Source organism: Pseudomonas sp. CMR5c (genome assembly GCF_003850545.1).
GTDB classification, from domain to species: Bacteria; Pseudomonadota; Gammaproteobacteria; order Pseudomonadales; family Pseudomonadaceae; genus Aquipseudomonas; species Aquipseudomonas piscis.
The window spans coordinates 3,647,927-3,667,465 of the sequence record NZ_CP027705.1 but is presented as its reverse complement, the minus strand read 5'-3'; the positions used below and the strand labels follow the sequence as shown (position 1 = coordinate 3,667,465).

Below are 19,539 nucleotides of genomic sequence, written 5' to 3'. Positions count from 1 at the left end.
AAGCGCATAGTCGCCGCCTCACCCCAACGCGCCGTTGGGTCCTGTAGCGCAAGCTCGTCGAGCGAACACCAGGCAAGGCCATGACCGGCACGGCCCGAGCGGGCTGCCTGCGATGCCGGAGTGCTTCGCCATGCCACGGCTGTTTCGCGGTCCGGATGTCGCCGGTTTTGGGTACAGGGCCCGCAGCACGACCAGTACCGATGAGGACGAGGTAGGCACATGTATCAGTACGACGACTATGACCGGGCCCTGGTCTTTGAGCGGGTGGCGCAGTTTCGCGACCAGGTGGAGCGCTTCATGGAGGGCCAGCTGAGCGAGGAGGAGTTCCTGCCCCTGCGCCTGCAGAACGGCCTGTACCTGCAACGGCACGCCTACATGCTGCGGGTGGCGATCCCCTACGGCACCCTCAGCGCGCGGCAGATGCGCACCCTGGCCGGCATCGCCAGGGACTACGACCGCGGCTACGGGCACTTCACCACCCGCCAGAACCTGCAGTTCAACTGGATCGAGCTGACCCAGGTGCCGGACATTCTCGAGCGTCTGGCCGCGGTGGAAATGCACGCCATCCAGACTTCGGGCAACTGCGTGCGCAACATCACCACCGAGGCCTTCGCCGGGGTCGCCGCCGACGAGTTGCTGGACCCGCGGCCGCTGGCGGAAATCCTCCGCCAATGGTCGACCATCAACCCGGAGTTCCTGTTCCTGCCGCGCAAGTTCAAGATCGCCATCTGTTCGGCGGAGCAGGATCGCGCGGCGATCATGATGCATGACATCGGCCTTTACCTGTATCGCGCCGCCGACGACCAGATGCTGTTGCGGGTAATGGTCGGCGGCGGCCTGGGCCGCACTCCGATCCTCAGCCAGCAGATCCGCGAGGGCTTGCCCTGGCAGCACCTGTTGTCCTACGTCGAGGCGATCCTGCGGGTTTACAACCGCCATGGCCGGCGTGACAACAAGTACAAGGCGCGGATCAAGATCCTGGTCAAGGCCCTGGGCATCGAGGCGTTCGCCCGTGAAGTGGAGGAGGAGTGGCAGCACCTCAAGGAGGGGCCGGCGCAGCTTACCGAGGACGAATACCAGCGGGTTGCCAGCGCTTTCGTGCCGCCGATCTACGAACACCTGGGGGACACCGACCTGGAGTACGGCAGTCGCCTGGCGGAGGACGCGGGTTTCGCCCGCTGGGTGGCCCACAACGTGCAGCCGCACAAGGTCCCGGGCTACGCCAGCGTGGTGCTGTCGACCAAGCCGGGGTTGGCCGCGCCACCTGGGGATGTCACCGGATTGCAGATGGAGGCGGTGGCCGAATGGTCGGAGCGTTTCGGCTTCGGCGAGATCCGCATCGCCCATGAGCAGAACATCGTCCTTCCGGATGTGCCCAAGTCACAGCTGTACGAGCTCTGGCAACTGGCCTGCGACAAGGGCCTGGGTACCCCCAACGCCGGCCTGCTGACCGACATCATCGCCTGTCCGGGCGGCGACTTCTGTGCCCTGGCCAACGCTCGCTCGATTCCCATCACCCAGGCCATCCAGCAGCGTTTCGATGACCTGGACTATGTGCATGACCTGGGGGACATCAGCCTGAACATCTCCGGCTGCATGAATGCCTGCGGTCATCACCATATCGGCAATATCGGCATCCTTGGGGTCGACAAGAACGGCCAGGAGTGGTTCCAGGTCACCCTCGGCGGCGCCCAGGGCAAGGACAGCGCCCTGGGCAAGGTGATCGGCCCATCGTTCAGCGCTGGGGAAATCCCCCTGGTGATCGAGCGCATCATCGGCACCTTCGTGCGCTATCGCGAGAGCGACGAGCCGTTCCTCGATACCTTGCAGCGTATCGGCCTGGAGCCGTTCAAGGAAAGGGTCTATTCCAAGGCACAGGAGCTCTCGGCATGAACAACCTGTTGAGCTTGCAGGATGGCGAGGCGCGCCTGGTAGAGGACGATCCCTGGAGCCTGGTGCGCGGTGTCGACGATCCCTTGCCCGAAGGGCCGCTGATCCTGCCGCTGGCTCGTTGGCTGATGCGCCGCATCGAGCATCATCCGGCCCGGGACGGTGTCTGGCTCGGCCCGGACGATGAGGTCGAAGGCCTCAAGCCCTGGCTCAAGTTGATCCCTGTGGTGGCGGTGGACTTTCCCAGCTTTCGCGATGGCCGGGGCTACAGCCAGGCCTACCTGCTGCGTACCCGCCTGGGCTGGATGGGCGAGCTGCGGGCCGTGGGCGATGTGCTGCGCGACCAGTTGAGTCACATGCGCCAATGCGGTTTCGACAGCTTCGCCGTGCGCGAGAACAAATGCGCCCTGGATGCGCTCAAGGGCCTGGCGGGCATGAGCGTGCTCTACGGGCGTTCGGTGATCGAGCCGCGCCCGCTGTTTCGCCGGCGCTAGGAGGGGTTCGTGGCGTCGTCGGCCGGCGGTTCGAGGGTGGCGGCGCAAGTGCAGGCTTTTGGCTATACCTGTAGTTCCCCTAGCCAGTCCATGGCTGCTTCACCTACAGGAGTTATCCATGAAGCTTGCACTGACCCTCAGCATGCTGTGCCTCGCCACTCTCGCCATGGCGGGGTGTTCCAGCAACGAGCCCCGGCCCGAGGACTATTCCGGGTTCCTCAGTGACTACAGCCTGCTCAAGGAGGCCAAGTCGCCGTCCGGGGTGCAGGTCATGCGCTGGATCGACCCCAAGCTCAAGCTGGATCAGTATCGCAGTGTGTACATCGAGCCCACCCAGTTCCATCCGCAGCCACAGCCGACGGTGAAGATTCCCCAATCCACCCTGGCCGGCATCACCCGCTACTACGATGAAGCGCTCAAGCGCGAGCTGGGCAAATCCATGCCGCTGGCAACCGGTCCCGGGCCGGGCGTGGTGGTGGTACGGGCGGCGATCACTGCGGTGAGCAGCAAGACCGAAGGGCTCAAGCCCTATGAAATCATCCCGGTGGCCCTGGTGGCGGCTGCGGTGAGCACCGCCAGTGGTATCCGCGACCAGGAGACCACCCTGGGCACCGAGGCGGCCTTCCTCGACGGTGGTGATGGCCGGGTGATCGCCGAGGTAGTGCGCAAGGGCACCGGCAAGCCGTTGGCGAACGATACCCAGGTGATGCAGGCCAGCGATGTGCAGAGCGTCATCGATAGCTGGGCTTCGGACCTGCACCAGTCCTATGTGCAACTGAAGAACAAATGAGCCGCGCAGCGCTGCCCCGGCCAGGCCGGGGCAGCACTTTCAATAACGGCTACGCGCCAGCTGGTTGTAGTGATAGAGCATCTGGTCGTAGCCCTGGGTCACGGCGTGGAAGTCCTCGCCCAGGCGTTGCGGCTCGGCATGCTGCAGCCAGTCCCGGTGCAGGGTGTCCAGGGCCTGCAGGTAATGCTGGCTGGGGGCGGCGATCAGTTGCCAGAGGTACAGTGCTTCGCGGGTTTCCTGGTCCTGGATGCTGCCGATGAACTGTTGCCGGGCCTCCCAGGCCTGGCGCAGTTCCTGGGTGGCCTGGGTCAGTTGCGCCGGGGTCAGGGTGCGCTGGCGGATACCGTCGTCGAGCAAGTCCATGGTGCTTCTGGCCTGGATCATGTAGTTGAGCAAAGCCCAGTGGACGTTACGGCCCAGGCGCTGCTCCAGGCGTTGCAACTGCTGGGGGCGATGCTCGACATCCTGCGGCAGTAGCAGTTGGCGGACAGCATTCGAGGCTTGCAGATAGTCCGGGGCCTGGATCTCCAATTGCCGTACCAGTTCATCGAGCTGTGCCTCATCCAGCGTTCGACCAAGCCCCAGGCGGTGCATGTGTGCATCCTTGGTCAAGGCGACGAAGCGCGCGAGCACTTGCTGGTAGCGTTCGGTGGCGGCCAGCAGGGGGTTGCCGGGGTCGAGGCGGCGCAGTTTGGCGCCAATGTCGCCACTGCAGGAGCTGCGATAGGCCAGATCGATGTCCGGGCCGCCCTGGCTGCTCAGGTCATAGGCTCCAGGGGCTGTCGAGCGTGGCTTGCCCTCGGCCAGGTAGGCCTGGTGCACCATGCGCCAGGGCACATCCACCTGGTTCATGCAGTCGATGATCGGATTCAGGGCATTGGCCTGGGCGGTATAGGGGCTGTCCCGGTTATCGAGCCAGAGGCCGATTTGTCCCAGCTGCGTGCCAGAGCCGGCCAGCCCGAACAGGGTCAATCCCAGGCCCAGGCTGATCGGAAACAACCAATTGGGGTTCATGGCGTGCCCTCCCGGCCGTACCACTGGGCGCTGGTGGCCGGCGCGGCGCAGCCCGGGGCATTGGCCGGCATCCGTGCGCACAGGCGTTCGCTCCATTGTTGCAGGCCCTGGTTGGCGGTGACCGTGCCGTAGTCGCCCACCAGCTTGATCGCCACCAGGGCGATGGCCAGCAGCACACAGCCCAGCCCGCCCAGCAGGCGTCGTTGCCAGGGCGCGAGCTGACGCCAGGAAATACCGTGCTTGACCTCGATATTGCGCGCCAGGGCGACGCTCGGCAGCACTGCCAGATAAACCATCGCGCTGATCGGGCCGCAGATGTAGCCCAGGGCCGGGCCGAGCACGGCCACCGGCAGCAGGTCACGCAGGGGCAGCAAGCGTTGGCCGGGATTCAGCCAGCCTGGCAGGCGGCTGCCAAGACGATGGTCGTGGGCCCACAGGCAATGGGCCAGGGGTTGCCAAAGCCAATGCAGGAGCGCCGCGGAGCCAGCGAAACAGGCGCTCCAGAACAGCGTGACCCCGATGATCTCTCCCAGGCTGTTGCCTTGTGGGGCGTAGCGGGCCACGGCTCCTGCCAGGCAGGCGCTGAACAGCGCCAGGTACATCGGCCAGGAGTCGAACGCGAATTCCCAGTCACGCCAGAAGAATGGGGTGCCACCCGGCATCTCGGCCGCCACCTGCGGGTAATAGGCGTGCAGGTGCGAGCTGAGCTTGCGGCATGCGGCCCAGTCCTCTTCGGCGAGGCGTCGGGCGAAGGCTCGGCGGCGGTGCAGGCTGATGGGTGCCAACAGCAGGTAGGCCGCTCGTTGCTCCGGCGAGGCCGGTGGTTGGCTGGCGAGAGCTCGCTGGTTGGCGATGAACGCCAGGCCTTCCTCGCGCACCAGCAGGCGGTTCCATTCATGTTCGGGGCAGAGGTTGTCTTTTCCGCGCTTCCAGCCTTGGCCGAGGCACAGGGCCTGGAACAGCGTGCTGGACCAATAGGGGTTGTCCGCGAGCATTTGTGCCAGGCACTGATTGAACCAGTGGCGCTGGTCCAGTTCATCCAGCCAGCCGTGGGTGGCGCGGTTGGCATAGCTGTGGAGGAAGGCTTCGTCGTCCTGTCGGTCCAGGGCGCTGCGCAGGGATTGCTCCAGGGCCTGGCGGCATTGGCGCAGCAGGGCGTCGGTGAGGTACTCCGGCAGGTCCAGGTGTTGCCAGGCGCTCAGCCAGTGGAAGGTGTCGAAGCCCCAGGCCAGCAACTGCCCGGACTGTTCCGGGCGCTCCACGCAATGGCGCAGCAGGCCCAGTTCGAACTCCAGTGCGCAACCGCTGGCGATCGCTTGCTCATGGCGTTGATCCAGTTGCTCGATACGAATCCCTTCCAGCAGCGGGGCGACCCGCTGCGCCGGAGTCAGTTGCACGGTGGGTTTTACTGTCGCCAGGTTATCGGACGGTTCATCGGCCGCGCCGGTATCGGGCTCTTGTTCTTCGTCCAGCCACTGCGCCTGCTCCATGGCTTGCTCATAGGCATCGCGCAGGCGCTGGAAAGCCTCCGGGTCTTCGTCCGGACGGGTCTGTTTCAGCAGCTTGGCGTAATGGCGCTTGATCGTGCGGGTGTCAGGGGTGGCCGGCAGGCCGAGCAGGGTCCAGCAACTCATTGGGCGGTACGACTCCGTGAAAACCGCGGCGGGGCTCGTTGGTGGCGCGATGATACTACGGTCTACAACCGATCCACGAGAAAAACCCAAGGGGTGGATACGGCGAGAAGGGCGGATGCCGAAGCTGCTGCTTAATGTGCTTTGTATTCATGACCATTCATTTTGAGTGGTTTATTTAAAGTGATTTCTAGAATAGAAAAAATACATATAAAACATATAGATATGATTGTTATGTAATCTTGTTTATATGATTTTCCTCGACTCTGGATGAGGTTTTTACGGGGGCGTTCGTTTCCAGTGCCTGCTGTTGCAGGTGGCGGCGATGCCGTCATGGCTTGTCCATGGAGCTGCGAAGTCCCTGGGTAGAGTGAGAACCGTGCGTTGGCCGCCGCTAACGGCCGCGGGGCTTGTTGGACAATTTATCCAGCGGGCATAGGTGCTTGCGCCGTTTCATGCTTAACTTCGGCCTCTCGACGATTTTCCATCACTCCCGCAAAGGACTCCGCTCATGGCTCAAGTCACCCTCAAAGGCAATCCGGTCCAGGTCAACGGCCAACTGCCGCAAGTCGGCTCCAAGGCGCCTGCATTCTCCCTGGTGGGCGCCGGCCTCGCCGATGTCTCTCTGGCCAGCCTTGCCGGCAAGCGCAAGGTGCTGAACATCTTCCCAAGCGTCGACACTCCGACCTGCGCGACCTCGGTACGCAAGTTCAATGCCCAGGCCAATGACCTGGCCAACACCGTGGTGCTGTGCATCTCCGCCGACCTGCCGTTCGCCCAGGCACGCTTCTGCGGCGCCGAAGGCCTGGAAAACGTACAGAACCTGTCGACCCTGCGTGGCCGCGAATTCATCGAGAACTACGGCGTGGCCATCGCCGACGGCCCGCTGGCCGGCCTGACCGCCCGTGCCGTGGTGGTACTGGATGAAAACGACCAGGTACTGCACAGCGAGCTGGTCAAGGAGATCGCCGAGGAGCCGAACTACGACGCTGCCCTGGCCGTGCTCAAGTAAGGGCTTTTACAATTATTCACGGCCTGGCTTGCCCAGGCCGTTTTTATTTGTGCTTCAGTAAGTTAGCGACACACTTTGAAAACGTCAGGCAAAGGTAAATTGCCGGTAAAGGCCCTTTGCTAAAACCGCTCTAGTGCTTATCTTTCAGCCTTCTCAAAAGACACTCCCACGCGCCCAATGGTTGATCACTCCATGCAATCCTCTGCTACCCGCAACTCCCGCCGCTGGCTGTTCGGCCTGTTTGTCCTGCTGCTGGTCGCTGGCCTGTGCTGGAAATTCTGGCCAGCCAGCAGCACCCACAAGGATGCGGCGCAGCAGAAGGCCGCCAGCGGGCATACCGGCCGCAGCGGCAGCGTGCGTCCCGGCTTCGGTGGCGCCAGTGGGCCGATCCCGGTGCGGGTGCTGCCGGTGACCCAGGGGGATTTCCCGCTGTACTACAAGGCCCTGGGTACGGTGACCGCGCTGAACACCATCAACGTGCGCAGCCGGGTGGCGGGAGAGCTGGTCAAGGTCAACTTTGAGGAAGGGCAGATGGTCAAGGCCGGCGACCTGTTGGCGCAGATCGATCCGCGGCCCTACCAGAACGCCTTGCTCCAGGCCGAGGGCACCCTGTTGCAGAATCAGGCGCAGTTGAAGAACGCCCAGATCGACCTCGAGCGCTATCGCGGGCTGTATGCCCAGGACAGCGTCGCCAAGCAGACCCTGGACAACGCCGTGGCGCTGGTGGGCCAGTACCAGGGCACGGTCAAGACCAACCAGGCGGCGGTCAACGATGCCCGGCTCAACCTCGAGTTCACCAATATCCGCGCGCCCATCACCGGGCGCCTGGGCCTGCGCCAGCTGGACGTGGGCAACCTGGTGGCGGCCAATGACACCACGGCGCTGGTGATCATCACTCAGACCCAGCCCATCAGCGTGGCCTTCACCCTGCCGGAAAACAGCCTGGAAACCGTACTCGCCCGTTATCACGGCGGCGCTCGGCTGCCGGTGGAGGCCTGGGACCGTGGCGACCTCAAGTTGCAGGCCAGCGGCGTGCTGCAGAGCCTGGACAACCAGATCGACACCACGACCGGCACCCTGAAGTTCAAGGCGCGCTTCGATAACCGCGACCAGGGCCTGTTCCCCAACCAGTTCGTCAACGTGCACCTGCTGGCCGACACCCAGAAGAACGTGGTGCTGGCCCCTTCGGCGGCGATCCAGTTCGGTACCAACGGCACTTTCGTCTATGCCATGGATGGGGACCACAAGGTCAAGATCCAGCAACTCAAGGTCGGCGCCAGCAACGGCGACTCGACGGTGATCACCGAGGGCCTCAAGGCGGGCGATCGGGTGGTGATGGAAGGGACCGATCGCCTGAAGGATGGCAGCGAGGTGGAAGTGGTCAATGACGCCATCGATGTGCCGACCACTCCGACCGAACACCTGCAAGGCCAGCCTGCGGGCTCGGCCAGTGCCCCGGCCAATGCCAAGCCGGTCGATGGCAAGGCACAAAAGGCCGGCGCATGAATTTCTCGCGGCTGTTCATCCTCCGTCCGGTAGCCACCACCCTGAGCATGCTGGCCATTGTCCTGGCCGGCCTGATCGCCTATCGCCTGCTGCCGGTCTCGGCCTTGCCCCAGGTGGACTACCCGACCATCCGGGTCATGACCCTGTATCCCGGAGCCAGCCCGGATGTGATGACCAGCGCGGTCACCGCGCCCCTGGAACGCCAGTTCGGGCAGATGCCGGGCCTGACCCAGATGGCCTCCACCAGCTCCGGTGGCGCTTCGGTGCTGACCCTGCGTTTCAGCCTCGACATCAATATGGATGTGGCCGAACAGCAGGTGCAGGCCGCGATCAACGCCGCCACCAACCTGCTGCCCAAGGACCTGCCGGCACCGCCGGTGTACAACAAGGTCAACCCGGCGGATACCCCGGTGCTGACCCTGGCCATCACTTCCAAGACCATGCTGCTGCCCAAGCTCAATGACCTGGTGGACACCCGCATGGCGCAGAAGATCGCCCAGATCAGCGGTGTGGGCATGGTCAGCATCGCCGGCGGCCAGCGCCAGGCCGTGCGGATCAAGGTCAATCCCGAGGCCCTGGCGGCCAACGGCCTGAACCTTTCGGACGTGCGTACGCTGATCGCCGCGTCCAACGTCAACCAGCCCAAGGGCAACTTCGACGGCCCGACCCGGGTGTCGATGCTCGACGCCAACGACCAGCTGACCTCGCCCAAGGACTATGCCGAGCTGATCCTGGCCTACAAGAACGGCGCGCCCTTGCGCCTCAAGGATGTGGCCGAGATCGTCGACGGCGCCGAGAACGAGCGCCTGGCCGCCTGGGCCAACGAGAACCAGGCGGTACTGCTGAACATCCAGCGCCAGCCCGGGGCCAACGTCATCGAGGTGGTGGACCGGATCAAGGCCATGCTGCCGAGCATCACCGACAACCTGCCGGCGGGCCTGGATGTCACCGTGCTCACCGATCGCACCCAGACCATCCGCGCCTCGGTCACCGATGTGCAGCACGAACTGTTCATCGCCATCGCCCTGGTGGTGATGGTGACCTTCCTGTTCCTGCGTCGGGCCAGCGCCACCGTGATCCCCTCGATCGCCGTGCCGTTGTCGCTGATCGGCACCTTCGGCGTGATGTACCTGGCCGGGTTCTCGGTGAACAACCTGACCCTGATGGCGTTGACCATCGCCACCGGCTTCGTGGTGGATGACGCCATCGTCATGCTGGAGAACATCTCGCGCTTCATCGAGGAGGGCGACAGCCCGTTGCAGGCGGCGCTCAAGGGAGCCAAGCAGATCGGCTTCACCCTGATCTCCCTGACCCTGTCCCTGATCGCGGTGCTGATCCCGCTGCTGTTCATGGCCGATGTGGTCGGGCGGTTGTTCCGTGAGTTCGCCATCACCCTGGCGGTGGCGATCCTGATTTCCCTGGTGGTGTCCCTGACCCTGACCCCGATGATGTGCGCGCGGTTGCTCAAGCCCGAGCCCAAGGAGCACGAGCAGGGGCGGTTCTATCGCGCCAGCGGCGCCTGGATCGACTGGCTGATCGCAGGCTACGGGCGCCAGCTGCAATGGGTGCTCAAGCACCAGTTCCTGACCTTGCTGGTGGCCATCGGCACCCTGGCGCTGACGGTATTCCTCTACCTGATAGTGCCCAAGGGCTTCTTCCCGGTGCAGGACACTGGGGTCATCCAGGGGATTTCCGAGGCGCCGCAATCGGTGTCCTTCGCCGCCATGAGCCAACGCCAGCAGGACTTGGCCAAGGTCATCCTGCAAGATCCGGCGGTACAGAGCCTGTCATCCTACATCGGGGTCGACGGCGACAACGCCACCCTCAACAGCGGCCGCCTGCTGATCAACCTCAAGCCCCACAGCCAGCGCGATCTCAGCGCCGCCCAGGTGATCGCGCGGTTGCAGCCGCAAGTGGACAAGCTGCTGGGCATCCGCCTGTTCATGCAGCCGGTACAAGACCTGACCATCGAAGACCGGGTCAGCCGTACCCAGTACCAGTTCAGCCTGTCGTCGCCCGATGCCGACCTGCTGAGTCTGTGGAGCGGTCGCCTGGTGGAGGCCCTGGCCCAGCGTCCCGAGCTCATCGATGTGGCCAGCGACCTGCAGGACAAGGGCTTGCAGGTGTACCTGGTGATCGACCGTGACGCCGCCTCCCGGCTGGGAGTCTCGGTGTCGAACATCACCGATGCCCTGTACGACGCCTTCGGCCAGCGACAGATTTCCACCATCTATACCCAGGCCAGCCAGTACCGGGTGGTGCTCCAGGCCCAGGCCGGGGAGCGCATCGGGCCCCAGGCCCTGGACCAGATCCACGTCAAGACCACCGATGGCGGGCAGGTGCGCCTGTCCAGCCTGGCCCATGTCGAGGAGCGCCAGGCTCAACTGGCGATTGCCCATATCGGCCAGTTCCCGGCGGTGATGATGTCCTTCAACCTGGCGCCCGGGGTGGCGCTGGGCGAGGCGGTCAAGGTCATCGAGCAGGTACAGCGGGAGATCGGCATGCCGGTGGGGGTGCAGACCCGCTTCCAGGGCGCGGCGGAGGCCTTCCAGGCTTCGCTGTCCAGTACCTTGCTGCTGATCCTGGCGGCGGTGGTGACCATGTACATCGTGCTCGGCGTGCTCTACGAGAGCTACATCCACCCGGTCACCATTCTTTCCACCTTGCCCTCGGCAGCGGTGGGGGCCTTGCTGGCGCTGATCCTCAGCGGCAACGACCTGGGCATGATCGCGATCATCGGCATCATCTTGCTGATCGGTATCGTCAAGAAGAACGCGATCATGATGATCGACTTCGCCCTCGATGCCGAACGGCACCAGGGCATGGATCCGCAGCAGGCCATCTACCAGGCGGCATTGCTGCGTTTCCGGCCGATCCTCATGACCACCCTGGCGGCGCTGTTCGGCGCCGTGCCACTGATGCTGGCCACCGGTTCCGGCGCCGAGTTGCGCCAGCCCCTGGGCCTGGTGATGGTGGGTGGCCTGCTGGTGAGCCAGGTCCTGACCCTGTTCACGACGCCCGTTATCTACCTGTACTTCGACCGCTTGGGCCGCCGGTTTGCCAAGCCCGCCGTAGGAGAAGTGGTGTGAGGGGCGTCAGCGGCAAGTTGCAAGCTGCAAGCGGCAAGCCGGAGCAAAAGCCAGAGCCGCTGCTGGGCGTCCTGCTTTTCTCTTGTAGCTTGCAGCTTGAAGCTTGGAGCTGCCGCCCATGAACCTGTCCGGACCTTTTATCAGGCGTCCCGTGGCGACGATGCTCTTGAGTCTGGCGATTATGTTATTGGGCGGCGTCAGCTTCGGCCTGTTGCCGGTGGCGCCGTTGCCGCAGATGGATTTCCCGGTGATCGTGGTCCAGGCCAGCCTGCCCGGGGCCAGCCCCGAGGTCATGGCCTCCACCGTGGCCACGCCCCTGGAGCGTTCCTTCGGCGCCATCGCCGGGATCGACACCATGAGCAGCCGCTCCAGCCAGGGTTCGACCCGGGTGATCCTGCAATTCGACCTGGGCCGCGATATCAATGGTGCGGCGCGGGAAGTGCAGGCGGCGATCAACGCCTCGCGCAACCTGTTGCCCAGCGGCATGCGCAGCATGCCCACCTACAAGAAGGTCAACCCGTCCCAGGCGCCGATCATGGTGCTGTCCTTGACCTCCGACGTGCTGGAGAAGGGCCAGCTCTACGACCTGGCCTCGACGATCCTGTCCCAGAGCCTGTCCCAGGTTCAGGGGGTGGGCGAGGTACAGGTCGGTGGCAGCTCGCTGCCGGCGGTGCGCATCGAACTGGAGCCGCAACTGCTCAACCAGTACGGGGTGGCCCTGGACGACGTACGCAACGCCATCGCCAATGCCAACCAGCGCCGGCCCAAGGGCTCGGTGGAGGATGACCAGCGGCTGTGGCAGATCCAGGCCAACGACCAGCTGGAGAAGGCCCGTGATTACGAACCGCTGATCATCCACTACAACAACGGCGCGGCCCTGCGCCTGAAGGACGTGGCCAAGGTCAGCGATGGCGTCGAGGATCGCTACAACAGCGGCTTCTTCAACGACGACGCCGCCGTGCTGCTGGTGATCAACCGCCAGGCCGGGGCCAACATCATCGAGACGGTGAACGAGATCAAGGCCCAGTTGCCGGCGTTGCAGGCGGTGCTGCCGGCCAGCGTCAAGCTCAACCTGGCCATGGACCGTTCGCCGGTGATCAAGGCCACCTTGCACGAGGCCGAGATGACGCTGCTGATCGCCGTGGCCCTGGTGATCCTGGTGGTGTTCCTGTTCCTGGGCAACTTCCGCGCCTCGGTGATCCCGACCCTGGCGGTACCGGTATCGCTGGTGGGCACCTTCGCCGTCATGTACCTGTACGGCTTTTCCCTGAACAACCTGTCGCTGATGGCGCTGATCCTGGCCACGGGGTTGGTGGTGGACGATGCCATCGTGGTCCTGGAGAACATCTCGCGGCATATCGACGAGGGCGTGAAGCCGCTGCAGGCTGCCTACATGGGAGCCAAGGAAGTGGGCTTCACCCTGTTGTCGATGAACGTCTCGCTGGTGGCGGTGTTCCTGTCGATCCTGTTCATGGGCGGGATCATCGAGAGCCTGTTCCGCGAGTTCTCCATCACCCTGGCGGCGGCCATCGTGGTCTCGCTGGTGGTGTCCCTGACCCTGACGCCGATGCTCTGCGCCCGCTGGCTCAAGCCCCATCTGCCGGGCCAGGAGAATGCCCTGCAGCGCTGGAGCCGGCGCAGCAACGACTGGATGGTCGGCAAGTACGCCAGCAGCCTGGACTGGGTGCTACGGCATCGACGCCTGACCCTGCTCAGCCTGCTGCTGACCATTGGCGTCAACGTCGCCTTGTATGTAGTGGTGCCCAAGACCTTCATGCCCCAGCAGGACACTGGCCAGTTGATCGGTTTCGTCCGTGGCGACGACGGCCTGTCCTTCAGCGTGATGCAGCCGAAGATGGAGATCTTCCGCCGCGCCGTGCTCAAGGATGAGGCGGTGGAGAGCGTGGCCGGCTTCATCGGTGGCTCCAACGGCACCAACAACGCCTTCATGCTGGTGCGCCTGAAACCCATCAAGGAACGCAGTATCTCGGCGCAGAAGGTCATCGAGCGCCTGCGCAAGGAAATGCCCAAGGTGCCCGGGGCCCAGCTGATGCTGATGGCCGACCAGGACCTGCAGTTCGGTGGTGGCCGCGAACAGACCACCTCGCAGTATTCCTACATCCTGCAGAGCGGCGACCTGGGCGAACTGCGCGAGTGGTACCCGAAGGTGGTCGCGGCGTTGCGGGCCTTGCCCGAGCTGACCGCCATCGATGCCCGGGACGGCCACGGTGCGCAACAGGTGACCCTGGTGGTGGACCGTGACCAGGCCAAGCGCCTGGGGGTGGACATGGACATGGTCACCGCGGTGCTCAACAACGCCTACAGCCAGCGGCAGATCTCCACCATCTACGACAGCCTCAACCAGTACCAGGTGGTGATGGAGGTCAATCCCAAGTACGCCCAGGACCCGATCACCCTGAACCAGGTGCAGGTGATCACCGCCGACGGGGCTCGGATCCCGCTGTCGACCATCGCCCATTACGAGAGCAGCCTGGAAGACGATCGGGTCAGCCACGAGGGCCAGTTCGCCTCGGAGAGCATTTCCTTCGACATGGCTGAAGGCATCACCGTGGAGCAGGGCACCGCCGCCATCGAACGGGCGATCGCCAAGCTGGGCATGCCCGAGGACGTGATCATCAAGATGGCCGGCACCGCCGACGCCTTCGCCGCCACCCAGAAAAGCCAGCCGTTCATGATCCTCGGTGCGCTGCTGGCGGTGTACCTGGTGCTCGGGGTGCTCTACGAGAGCTACATCCACCCGCTGACCATCCTTTCTACCTTGCCCTCGGCCGGCGTCGGCGCCTTGCTCTCGATCTACGTGCTGGGTAGCGAGTTCAGCCTGATTTCGCTGCTGGGGCTGTTCCTGCTGATCGGCGTGGTGAAGAAGAACGCGATCCTGATGATCGACCTGGCGCTGCAACTGGAACGGCATGAGAAGCTCGACCCGCTGCAGTCGATCCGCAGTGCCTGCCTGCAGCGCCTGCGGCCGATCCTGATGACCACCCTGGCGGCGATCCTCGGCGCCTTGCCGCTGCTGCTGGGCACTGCCGAGGGCTCGGAAATGCGCCAGCCCCTGGGCCTGACCATCATCGGCGGCCTGGTCTTCAGCCAGATCCTGACCCTCTACACCACCCCGGTGGTCTACCTCTATCTCGACCGCCTGCGCCACAAGTTCAACCACTGGCGTGGGGTCCGTACCGATGCCGCTCTGGAAACGCCGCTATGACCGAACACTCGTCCCGTCCCGTTTCGCTGTTGTCCGCCCAGCGCCTGGCCATGGCCCGGGGCTCACGGGCCCTGAGCCTGGGCCTGTGCGTGCTGTTGCTCAGCGCCTGCGCCATCGGTCCCGACTACCAGCGACCCGAAGTGGCCGAGCCTGCGCAATACAAGGCCGCCGAGGGCTGGCGCCAGGCCAGTCCCAGCGATGCCCTGGCCCGTGGCGCCTGGTGGGAGCTGTATGGCGATACCCAGCTCAATGGCCTGGTGGCCCAGCTCAATAGTGCCAACCAGAGCGTGGCCCAGGCCGAAGCCCAGTACCGCCAGGCCCAGGCCCTGGTGCGCAGTTCCCGCGGGGCGTTCTTTCCCAGTGTCGACCTGAGTGCTGGCAAGACCCGCGCCAGCCAGGGCACCGGCAGCAGTAGCTCGGCCCTGAGCAGTTCCAGCAGCGGTATCCGCGACACCTATAACACCCAGCTGGGGGTGAGTTGGGAGGCCGATATCTGGGGCAAGCTGCGCCGTGGCCTGGAGGCCAACGAGGGCAGTGCCGAGGCGAGCTTCGCCGACCTGGCGGCCATGCGCCTGAGCCAGCAGTCCGAACTGGTGCAGAACTACCTGCAACTGCGGGTGATCGATGAGCAGAAGCGCCTGCTGGAAGCCACGGTGGTGGCCTATCAGCGGTCCCTGACCATGACGCAGAACCAGTACCAGGCCGGAGTCGCCGGCAAGGACGCGGTGGCCCAGGCCCAGACCCAGCTCAAGAGCACCCAGGCCGACCTGATCGACCTGATCTGGCAGCGCGCTCAGTTCGAGAACGCCATTGCGGTGCTGATCGGCGTGCCGCCGGCCGAGTTCAAGCTGGCCGAGGTGCAGAACGTCCCGGTACTGCCCCAGGTCCCCCTGGGCGTGCCTTCGCAATTGCTGGAGCGGCGCCCCGACATCGCCTCGGCCGAGCGGGCGATGATGGCGGCCAACGCCAATATCGGCGTAGCCAAGGCGGCCTATTATCCGGACCTGACCTTGAGCATGGCCGGCGGCTATAGCAGCAGCACCTACTCCAACTGGATCACGTTGCCGAACCGTTTCTGGTCGGTGGGGCCGAAACTGGCGATGACCCTGTTCGATGGCGGCCAGCGCTCGGCGGAGGTGGACCGCACGGTGGCGGTATACGACCAGACCGTGGCCAAGTACCGACAGACCGTGCTCGACGGCTTTCGCGAGGTAGAGAACTACATGACCCAGCTCAAGGTCCTGGAGGACGAGGCGGGCGTGCGCCAGCAGGCCCTGGACTCGGCCCGCGATGCCCTGCGCCTGACCGAGAACCAGTACAAGGCCGGGCTCATCGGCTATCTGGATGTGGTGACCAGCCAGACCACCGCGCTGAGCAATGAGCGCAGTGTCCTGAGCCTGTTGCAGAGTCGCCTGATCGCCAGCGTGCAACTGATCGCGGCCCTGGGCGGCGGCTGGGATGGCCAGTTGCAGGTCAGCGAGCAGAAGTAGCCGGGAGCGGGGCAGCCATGGGGGCCTGCCACGATCGCGCGATGCAGAGCCTTCGAGATCGTCATCAGCAGCTACAGTATTTGCTGTCGACGCCGATAAAGCAGGAAGCAACCGAGATTGTCCGGCGCCGGCCGAAAGACGCTCCTGTGAATGTGCCAAGGCCATATCCATGAGGCTTGTAGGGGCTTGTGGACCCTCTGTCAGACTGATGGCCTTTTGCTAACTTTATGGATGCGTTATTTCCTGCAATCAGTACAATCTGCGGTTTTGCCCGCCGCGCAGGGATGTCGGCACAACGGCCAAGAGACGCCTAATGCTCATCGGTAGCTACTCCTCCGCACTGGTCCTGATCTCCATTTTCGTGGCGATCCTCGCTTCCTATACCGCTCTCGATCTCACCGGCCGCATAGCCACCGCCCAGGGACGCGCGGCCTACCTGTGGATGGGCGGCGGTGCCCTGGCCATGGGCATCGGCGTCTGGTCCATGCATTTCATCGGCATGCTGGCCTTTTCATTGCCCATCGACCTGGGCTACGACATCGGCCTCACGGCGCTGTCGTTGCTGATTTCCTTCCTGTCTTGCGGTTTCGCCCTATGGCTGGTGAGCCAGCCGCGCCTGCCAGTGATGCAGTTGCTGTTCGGGGCGCTGATCATGGGCTCGGGAATCAGCGGAATGCACTACACCGGCATGGCGGCCCTGCGCATGCAGCCGGGTATCGACTACGACCCGCAGCTGTTCGGCGCTTCGCTGCTGATCGCCTTCGGCGCATCCCTGGCGGCGCTGTGGATCGCCTTCCGCCTGCGCCAGAACACGCCCTACGTACGCCTGGTGCGCACCGGCGCGGCGATCATCATGGGCTTCGCCATCGTCGGCATGCACTACACCGGCATGGCCGCCGCACGATTTTCCGGGGGCAGCTTCTGCGGGGCCCTGGCCGACGGCCTGAGTGGCAAGGGCCTGGACAACCTGGTGCTGATCACCACCCTGGCGGTGTTGATCATCGCCTTGCTGACCTCGGTACTCGATGCTCGCCTGGAGGCGCGCACCGCCGTGCTGGCGCAGTCCCTGACCGAGGCCAACAAGGAACTCACCCAACTGGCCCTGCACGATACCCTGACCGGCTTGCCGAACCGCATCCTGCTGGCCGACCGCATCGACCAGGCCATGCACCGGGTCACCGCCCACGGTGGCTGCTTCGCCCTGATGTTCATCGACCTGGACGGTTTCAAGCCGGTCAACGACGCCTTCGGCCACCACATGGGCGACCAGCTCCTGCGCGAGGTGGCCCAGCGCCTGCGCGAGGATCTGCGCAGCGAAGATACCCTGGCCCGGATCGGCGGCGACGAGTTCGTGCTGCTGGTGCAGCTTGCCGAGCCCGACGACGCCCTGCGCCTGGCGTCGCGCCAGGTGGGCTTGGTATCGCGTTCGTTCAAGGTGGCCGAGCACGAGCTGCAGATCTCCGCCAGCATCGGCATCGCGGTGTATCCGGGCAATGGCCAGAGCGCCCAGGAGCTCTTGATGAACGCCGATGCCGCGATGTATCACGCCAAGGGCACCGGCAAGAACGGCTACAGCTTTTTCGATGCCTCGATGAACAACAATGCCCGGCGCCAGCTGCAGTTGCTCCAGGACCTGCGCAATGCCCTGGAACACCATCAGTTCCGCCTGCACTACCAGCCCAAGTTCGATGCCGTCGACGGCCGGCCGGTAGGGGCCGAGGCCTTGTTGCGCTGGGAGCATCCGCAGCACGGGCTGCTGATGCCGGACAAGTTCATCGAGCTGGCGGAGAAGACCGGCCTGATCATTTCCATCGGTGAGTGGGTGCTGGACGAAGCCTGCCGGCAGATGCAGCAGTGGTACGCCGAGGGTTATACCGATTGGCGCATCGCGGTGAACCTGTCGGCCATGCAGTTCTGCCATGGGGGGCTGGTCAACAGCGTGTCCGGCGCCTTGGAGCGCTACCACCTGCCGGCCAACAACCTGACCCTGGAAATCACCGAGACCACGGCGATGCATGATGCCGATGTCAGCATGATCGTCCTGCAGCAATTGGCGGACATGGGCGTGGACCTGTCCATCGACGATTTCGGCACCGGCTATTCGAGCCTGATGTACCTCAAGCGCTTGCCGGCCAACGAACTGAAGATCGACCGTGGCTTCGTCCGTGACCTGGAGCACGACAGCGACGACGCCGCCATCGTCTCGGCGATCGTCGCCCTGGGCCAGGCGCTGGGCCTGCGGATCGTCGCCGAGGGTGTGGAGACCGGTGTGCAGCGGACCTTCCTCACCGAGCTTGGGTGCGATTCGCTGCAAGGCTACTACCTCGGCCACCCTATGCCTCCCGAGCGATTCCTCCAGGGCTTGCGCCAGAACCTGCAGAAACTCGAACGCGAAGCCTGAGTCCTGCAGGCAGCTGCGCCGCCGCAACCCCTGGCGCACGATGCTCCAGGCTCGCCCCATTACTTGGTCCTGCGCCCGCCGTGCAGGCGTGCGCAGCCTGCGGCAGCGGCTGCACAGAGCCTGTGCCTGGCCGATTGCGCCAAGGGCGGTCGGTTGCGGTTTTCATCACTGGCTGCGCGGTGTTTAATGGCTCGCGTTGAAATGATCAGTGAGGGAGTTGGCAGCATGGACAAAGTCATCGTCATCACCGGTGGCGGGCGGGGGATCGGCGCAGCCACGGCGTTGCTGGCCGCGCAGCAGGGTTTCAAGGTGTGTATCAACTACCAGGCCGACGAGCAGTCTGCCCAGCAGGTCCTGGAGCAGGTCCGGGCCCTGGGCGCCCAGGCGATCGCCGTACGGGCCGATGTCAGTATCGAAGATGAAGTCATCGGCCTGTTCCAGCGGGTCGACGCCGAGCTGGGCCGGGTTACGGCGCTGGTCAACAATGCCGGCACCGTGGGGCAGAAGTCGCGCCTGGAGGAAATGTCCGAGTTCCGCATCCAGAAGATCATGAAGACCAACGTCATGGGGCCGATCCTCTGCGCCAAGCACGCGGTGCTGCGCATGTCGCCGCGCCATGGCGGGCAGGGCGGCAGCATCGTCAACGTATCATCGGTGGCGGCGCGCCTGGGCTCGCCTGGCGAGTACATCGACTACGCGGCTTCCAAGGGCGCGCTGGACACCTTCACCATCGGCCTGGCCAAGGAAGTGGCGGGCGAGGGCATCCGCGTCAACGCCGTGCGCCCGGGCTATATCTATACCGATTTCCATGCGCTCAGCGGCGATGCCGACCGTGTCAGCAAGCTGGAGAGCGCCATCCCCATGGGCCGCGGCGGGCGTCCGGACGAGGTGGCCGAGGCCATCATCTGGCTGCTGTCGGACAAGGCCTCCTATGCCACCGGCACCTTCGTCGACCTGGGCGGCGGTCGCTGATTCCTGGTCCATGAGCCGGTTTGT

General features: G+C 64.6%; 12 protein-coding genes. 10 read left to right on the top strand and 2 right to left on the bottom strand.

What is annotated here, in order from left to right; genetic code table 11:
• Positions 1 to 219 precede the first annotated feature (219 nt).
• From C4K40_RS16805 to C4K40_RS16795, 3 genes are all read left to right on the top strand, one after another.
• Entirely contained in the window at positions 220 to 1,893 is a 1,674-nt protein-coding gene (locus tag C4K40_RS16805; protein WP_053130399.1) for a nitrite/sulfite reductase, read from the top strand.
• Positions 1,890 to 2,384 (top strand): DUF934 domain-containing protein, encoded by a 495-nt coding sequence (locus C4K40_RS16800; RefSeq protein ID WP_053130396.1) that lies wholly within the window; start codon positions 1,890 to 1,892, stop codon positions 2,382 to 2,384. Before C4K40_RS16805 ends, C4K40_RS16800 begins: the two co-directional genes overlap by 4 nt.
• Positions 2,385 to 2,502: 118 nt before the next feature.
• Entirely contained in the window at positions 2,503 to 3,174 is a 672-nt protein-coding gene (locus C4K40_RS16795) for a DUF3313 domain-containing protein (protein WP_053130393.1), read from the top strand.
• Between the two features lie 39 nt (positions 3,175 to 3,213).
• Here C4K40_RS16795 and C4K40_RS16790 read toward each other — a convergent pair whose 3' ends face one another.
• Entirely contained in the window at positions 3,214 to 4,188 is a 975-nt protein-coding gene (locus C4K40_RS16790) for a DUF3829 domain-containing protein (protein WP_053130391.1), read from the bottom strand.
• Positions 4,185 to 5,822 carry a molecular chaperone DnaJ gene (locus tag C4K40_RS16785; protein WP_053130388.1) on the bottom strand — a complete coding sequence of 546 codons (1,638 nt, stop codon included), beginning with the start codon at positions 5,820 to 5,822 and terminating at the stop codon, positions 4,185 to 4,187. Before C4K40_RS16785 ends, C4K40_RS16790 begins: the two co-directional genes overlap by 4 nt.
• A gap of 508 nt (positions 5,823 to 6,330) precedes the next feature.
• On the opposite strand from C4K40_RS16785, the gene tpx reads away from it, so the two are divergent.
• From tpx to C4K40_RS16750, 7 genes are all read left to right on the top strand, one after another.
• The gene (tpx, locus tag C4K40_RS16780; protein ID WP_022639010.1) at positions 6,331 to 6,831 is read left to right on the top strand and encodes a thiol peroxidase; all 501 of its coding nucleotides are present in this window, start codon (positions 6,331 to 6,333) and stop codon (positions 6,829 to 6,831) included.
• A 177-nt stretch (positions 6,832 to 7,008) separates the two neighbouring features.
• Positions 7,009 to 8,337 (top strand): MdtA/MuxA family multidrug efflux RND transporter periplasmic adaptor subunit, encoded by a 1,329-nt coding sequence (locus C4K40_RS16775; protein ID WP_053130386.1) that lies wholly within the window; start codon positions 7,009 to 7,011, stop codon positions 8,335 to 8,337.
• Positions 8,334 to 11,426 (top strand): MdtB/MuxB family multidrug efflux RND transporter permease subunit, encoded by a 3,093-nt coding sequence (locus C4K40_RS16770; RefSeq protein WP_053130384.1) that lies wholly within the window; start codon positions 8,334 to 8,336, stop codon positions 11,424 to 11,426. The genes C4K40_RS16775 and C4K40_RS16770 overlap by 4 nt, the downstream gene beginning before the upstream one ends.
• Before the next feature lie 118 nt (positions 11,427 to 11,544).
• Positions 11,545 to 14,652 (top strand): efflux RND transporter permease subunit, encoded by a 3,108-nt coding sequence (locus tag C4K40_RS16765; RefSeq protein WP_053130382.1) that lies wholly within the window; start codon positions 11,545 to 11,547, stop codon positions 14,650 to 14,652.
• Positions 14,649 to 16,142, top strand: coding sequence for an efflux transporter outer membrane subunit (locus tag C4K40_RS16760; RefSeq protein WP_053130379.1), 1,494 nt, complete (start codon positions 14,649 to 14,651; stop codon positions 16,140 to 16,142). Before C4K40_RS16765 ends, C4K40_RS16760 begins: the two co-directional genes overlap by 4 nt.
• A 313-nt stretch (positions 16,143 to 16,455) precedes the next feature.
• Positions 16,456 to 18,543 (top strand): bifunctional diguanylate cyclase/phosphodiesterase, encoded by a 2,088-nt coding sequence (locus C4K40_RS16755; RefSeq protein WP_053130376.1) that lies wholly within the window; start codon positions 16,456 to 16,458, stop codon positions 18,541 to 18,543.
• A 225-nt stretch (positions 18,544 to 18,768) separates the two neighbouring features.
• Positions 18,769 to 19,515, top strand: a complete 747-nt coding sequence (locus C4K40_RS16750; RefSeq protein ID WP_022639007.1) for an SDR family oxidoreductase — start codon at positions 18,769 to 18,771, stop codon at positions 19,513 to 19,515.
• Positions 19,516 to 19,539: the final 24 nt, after the last annotated feature.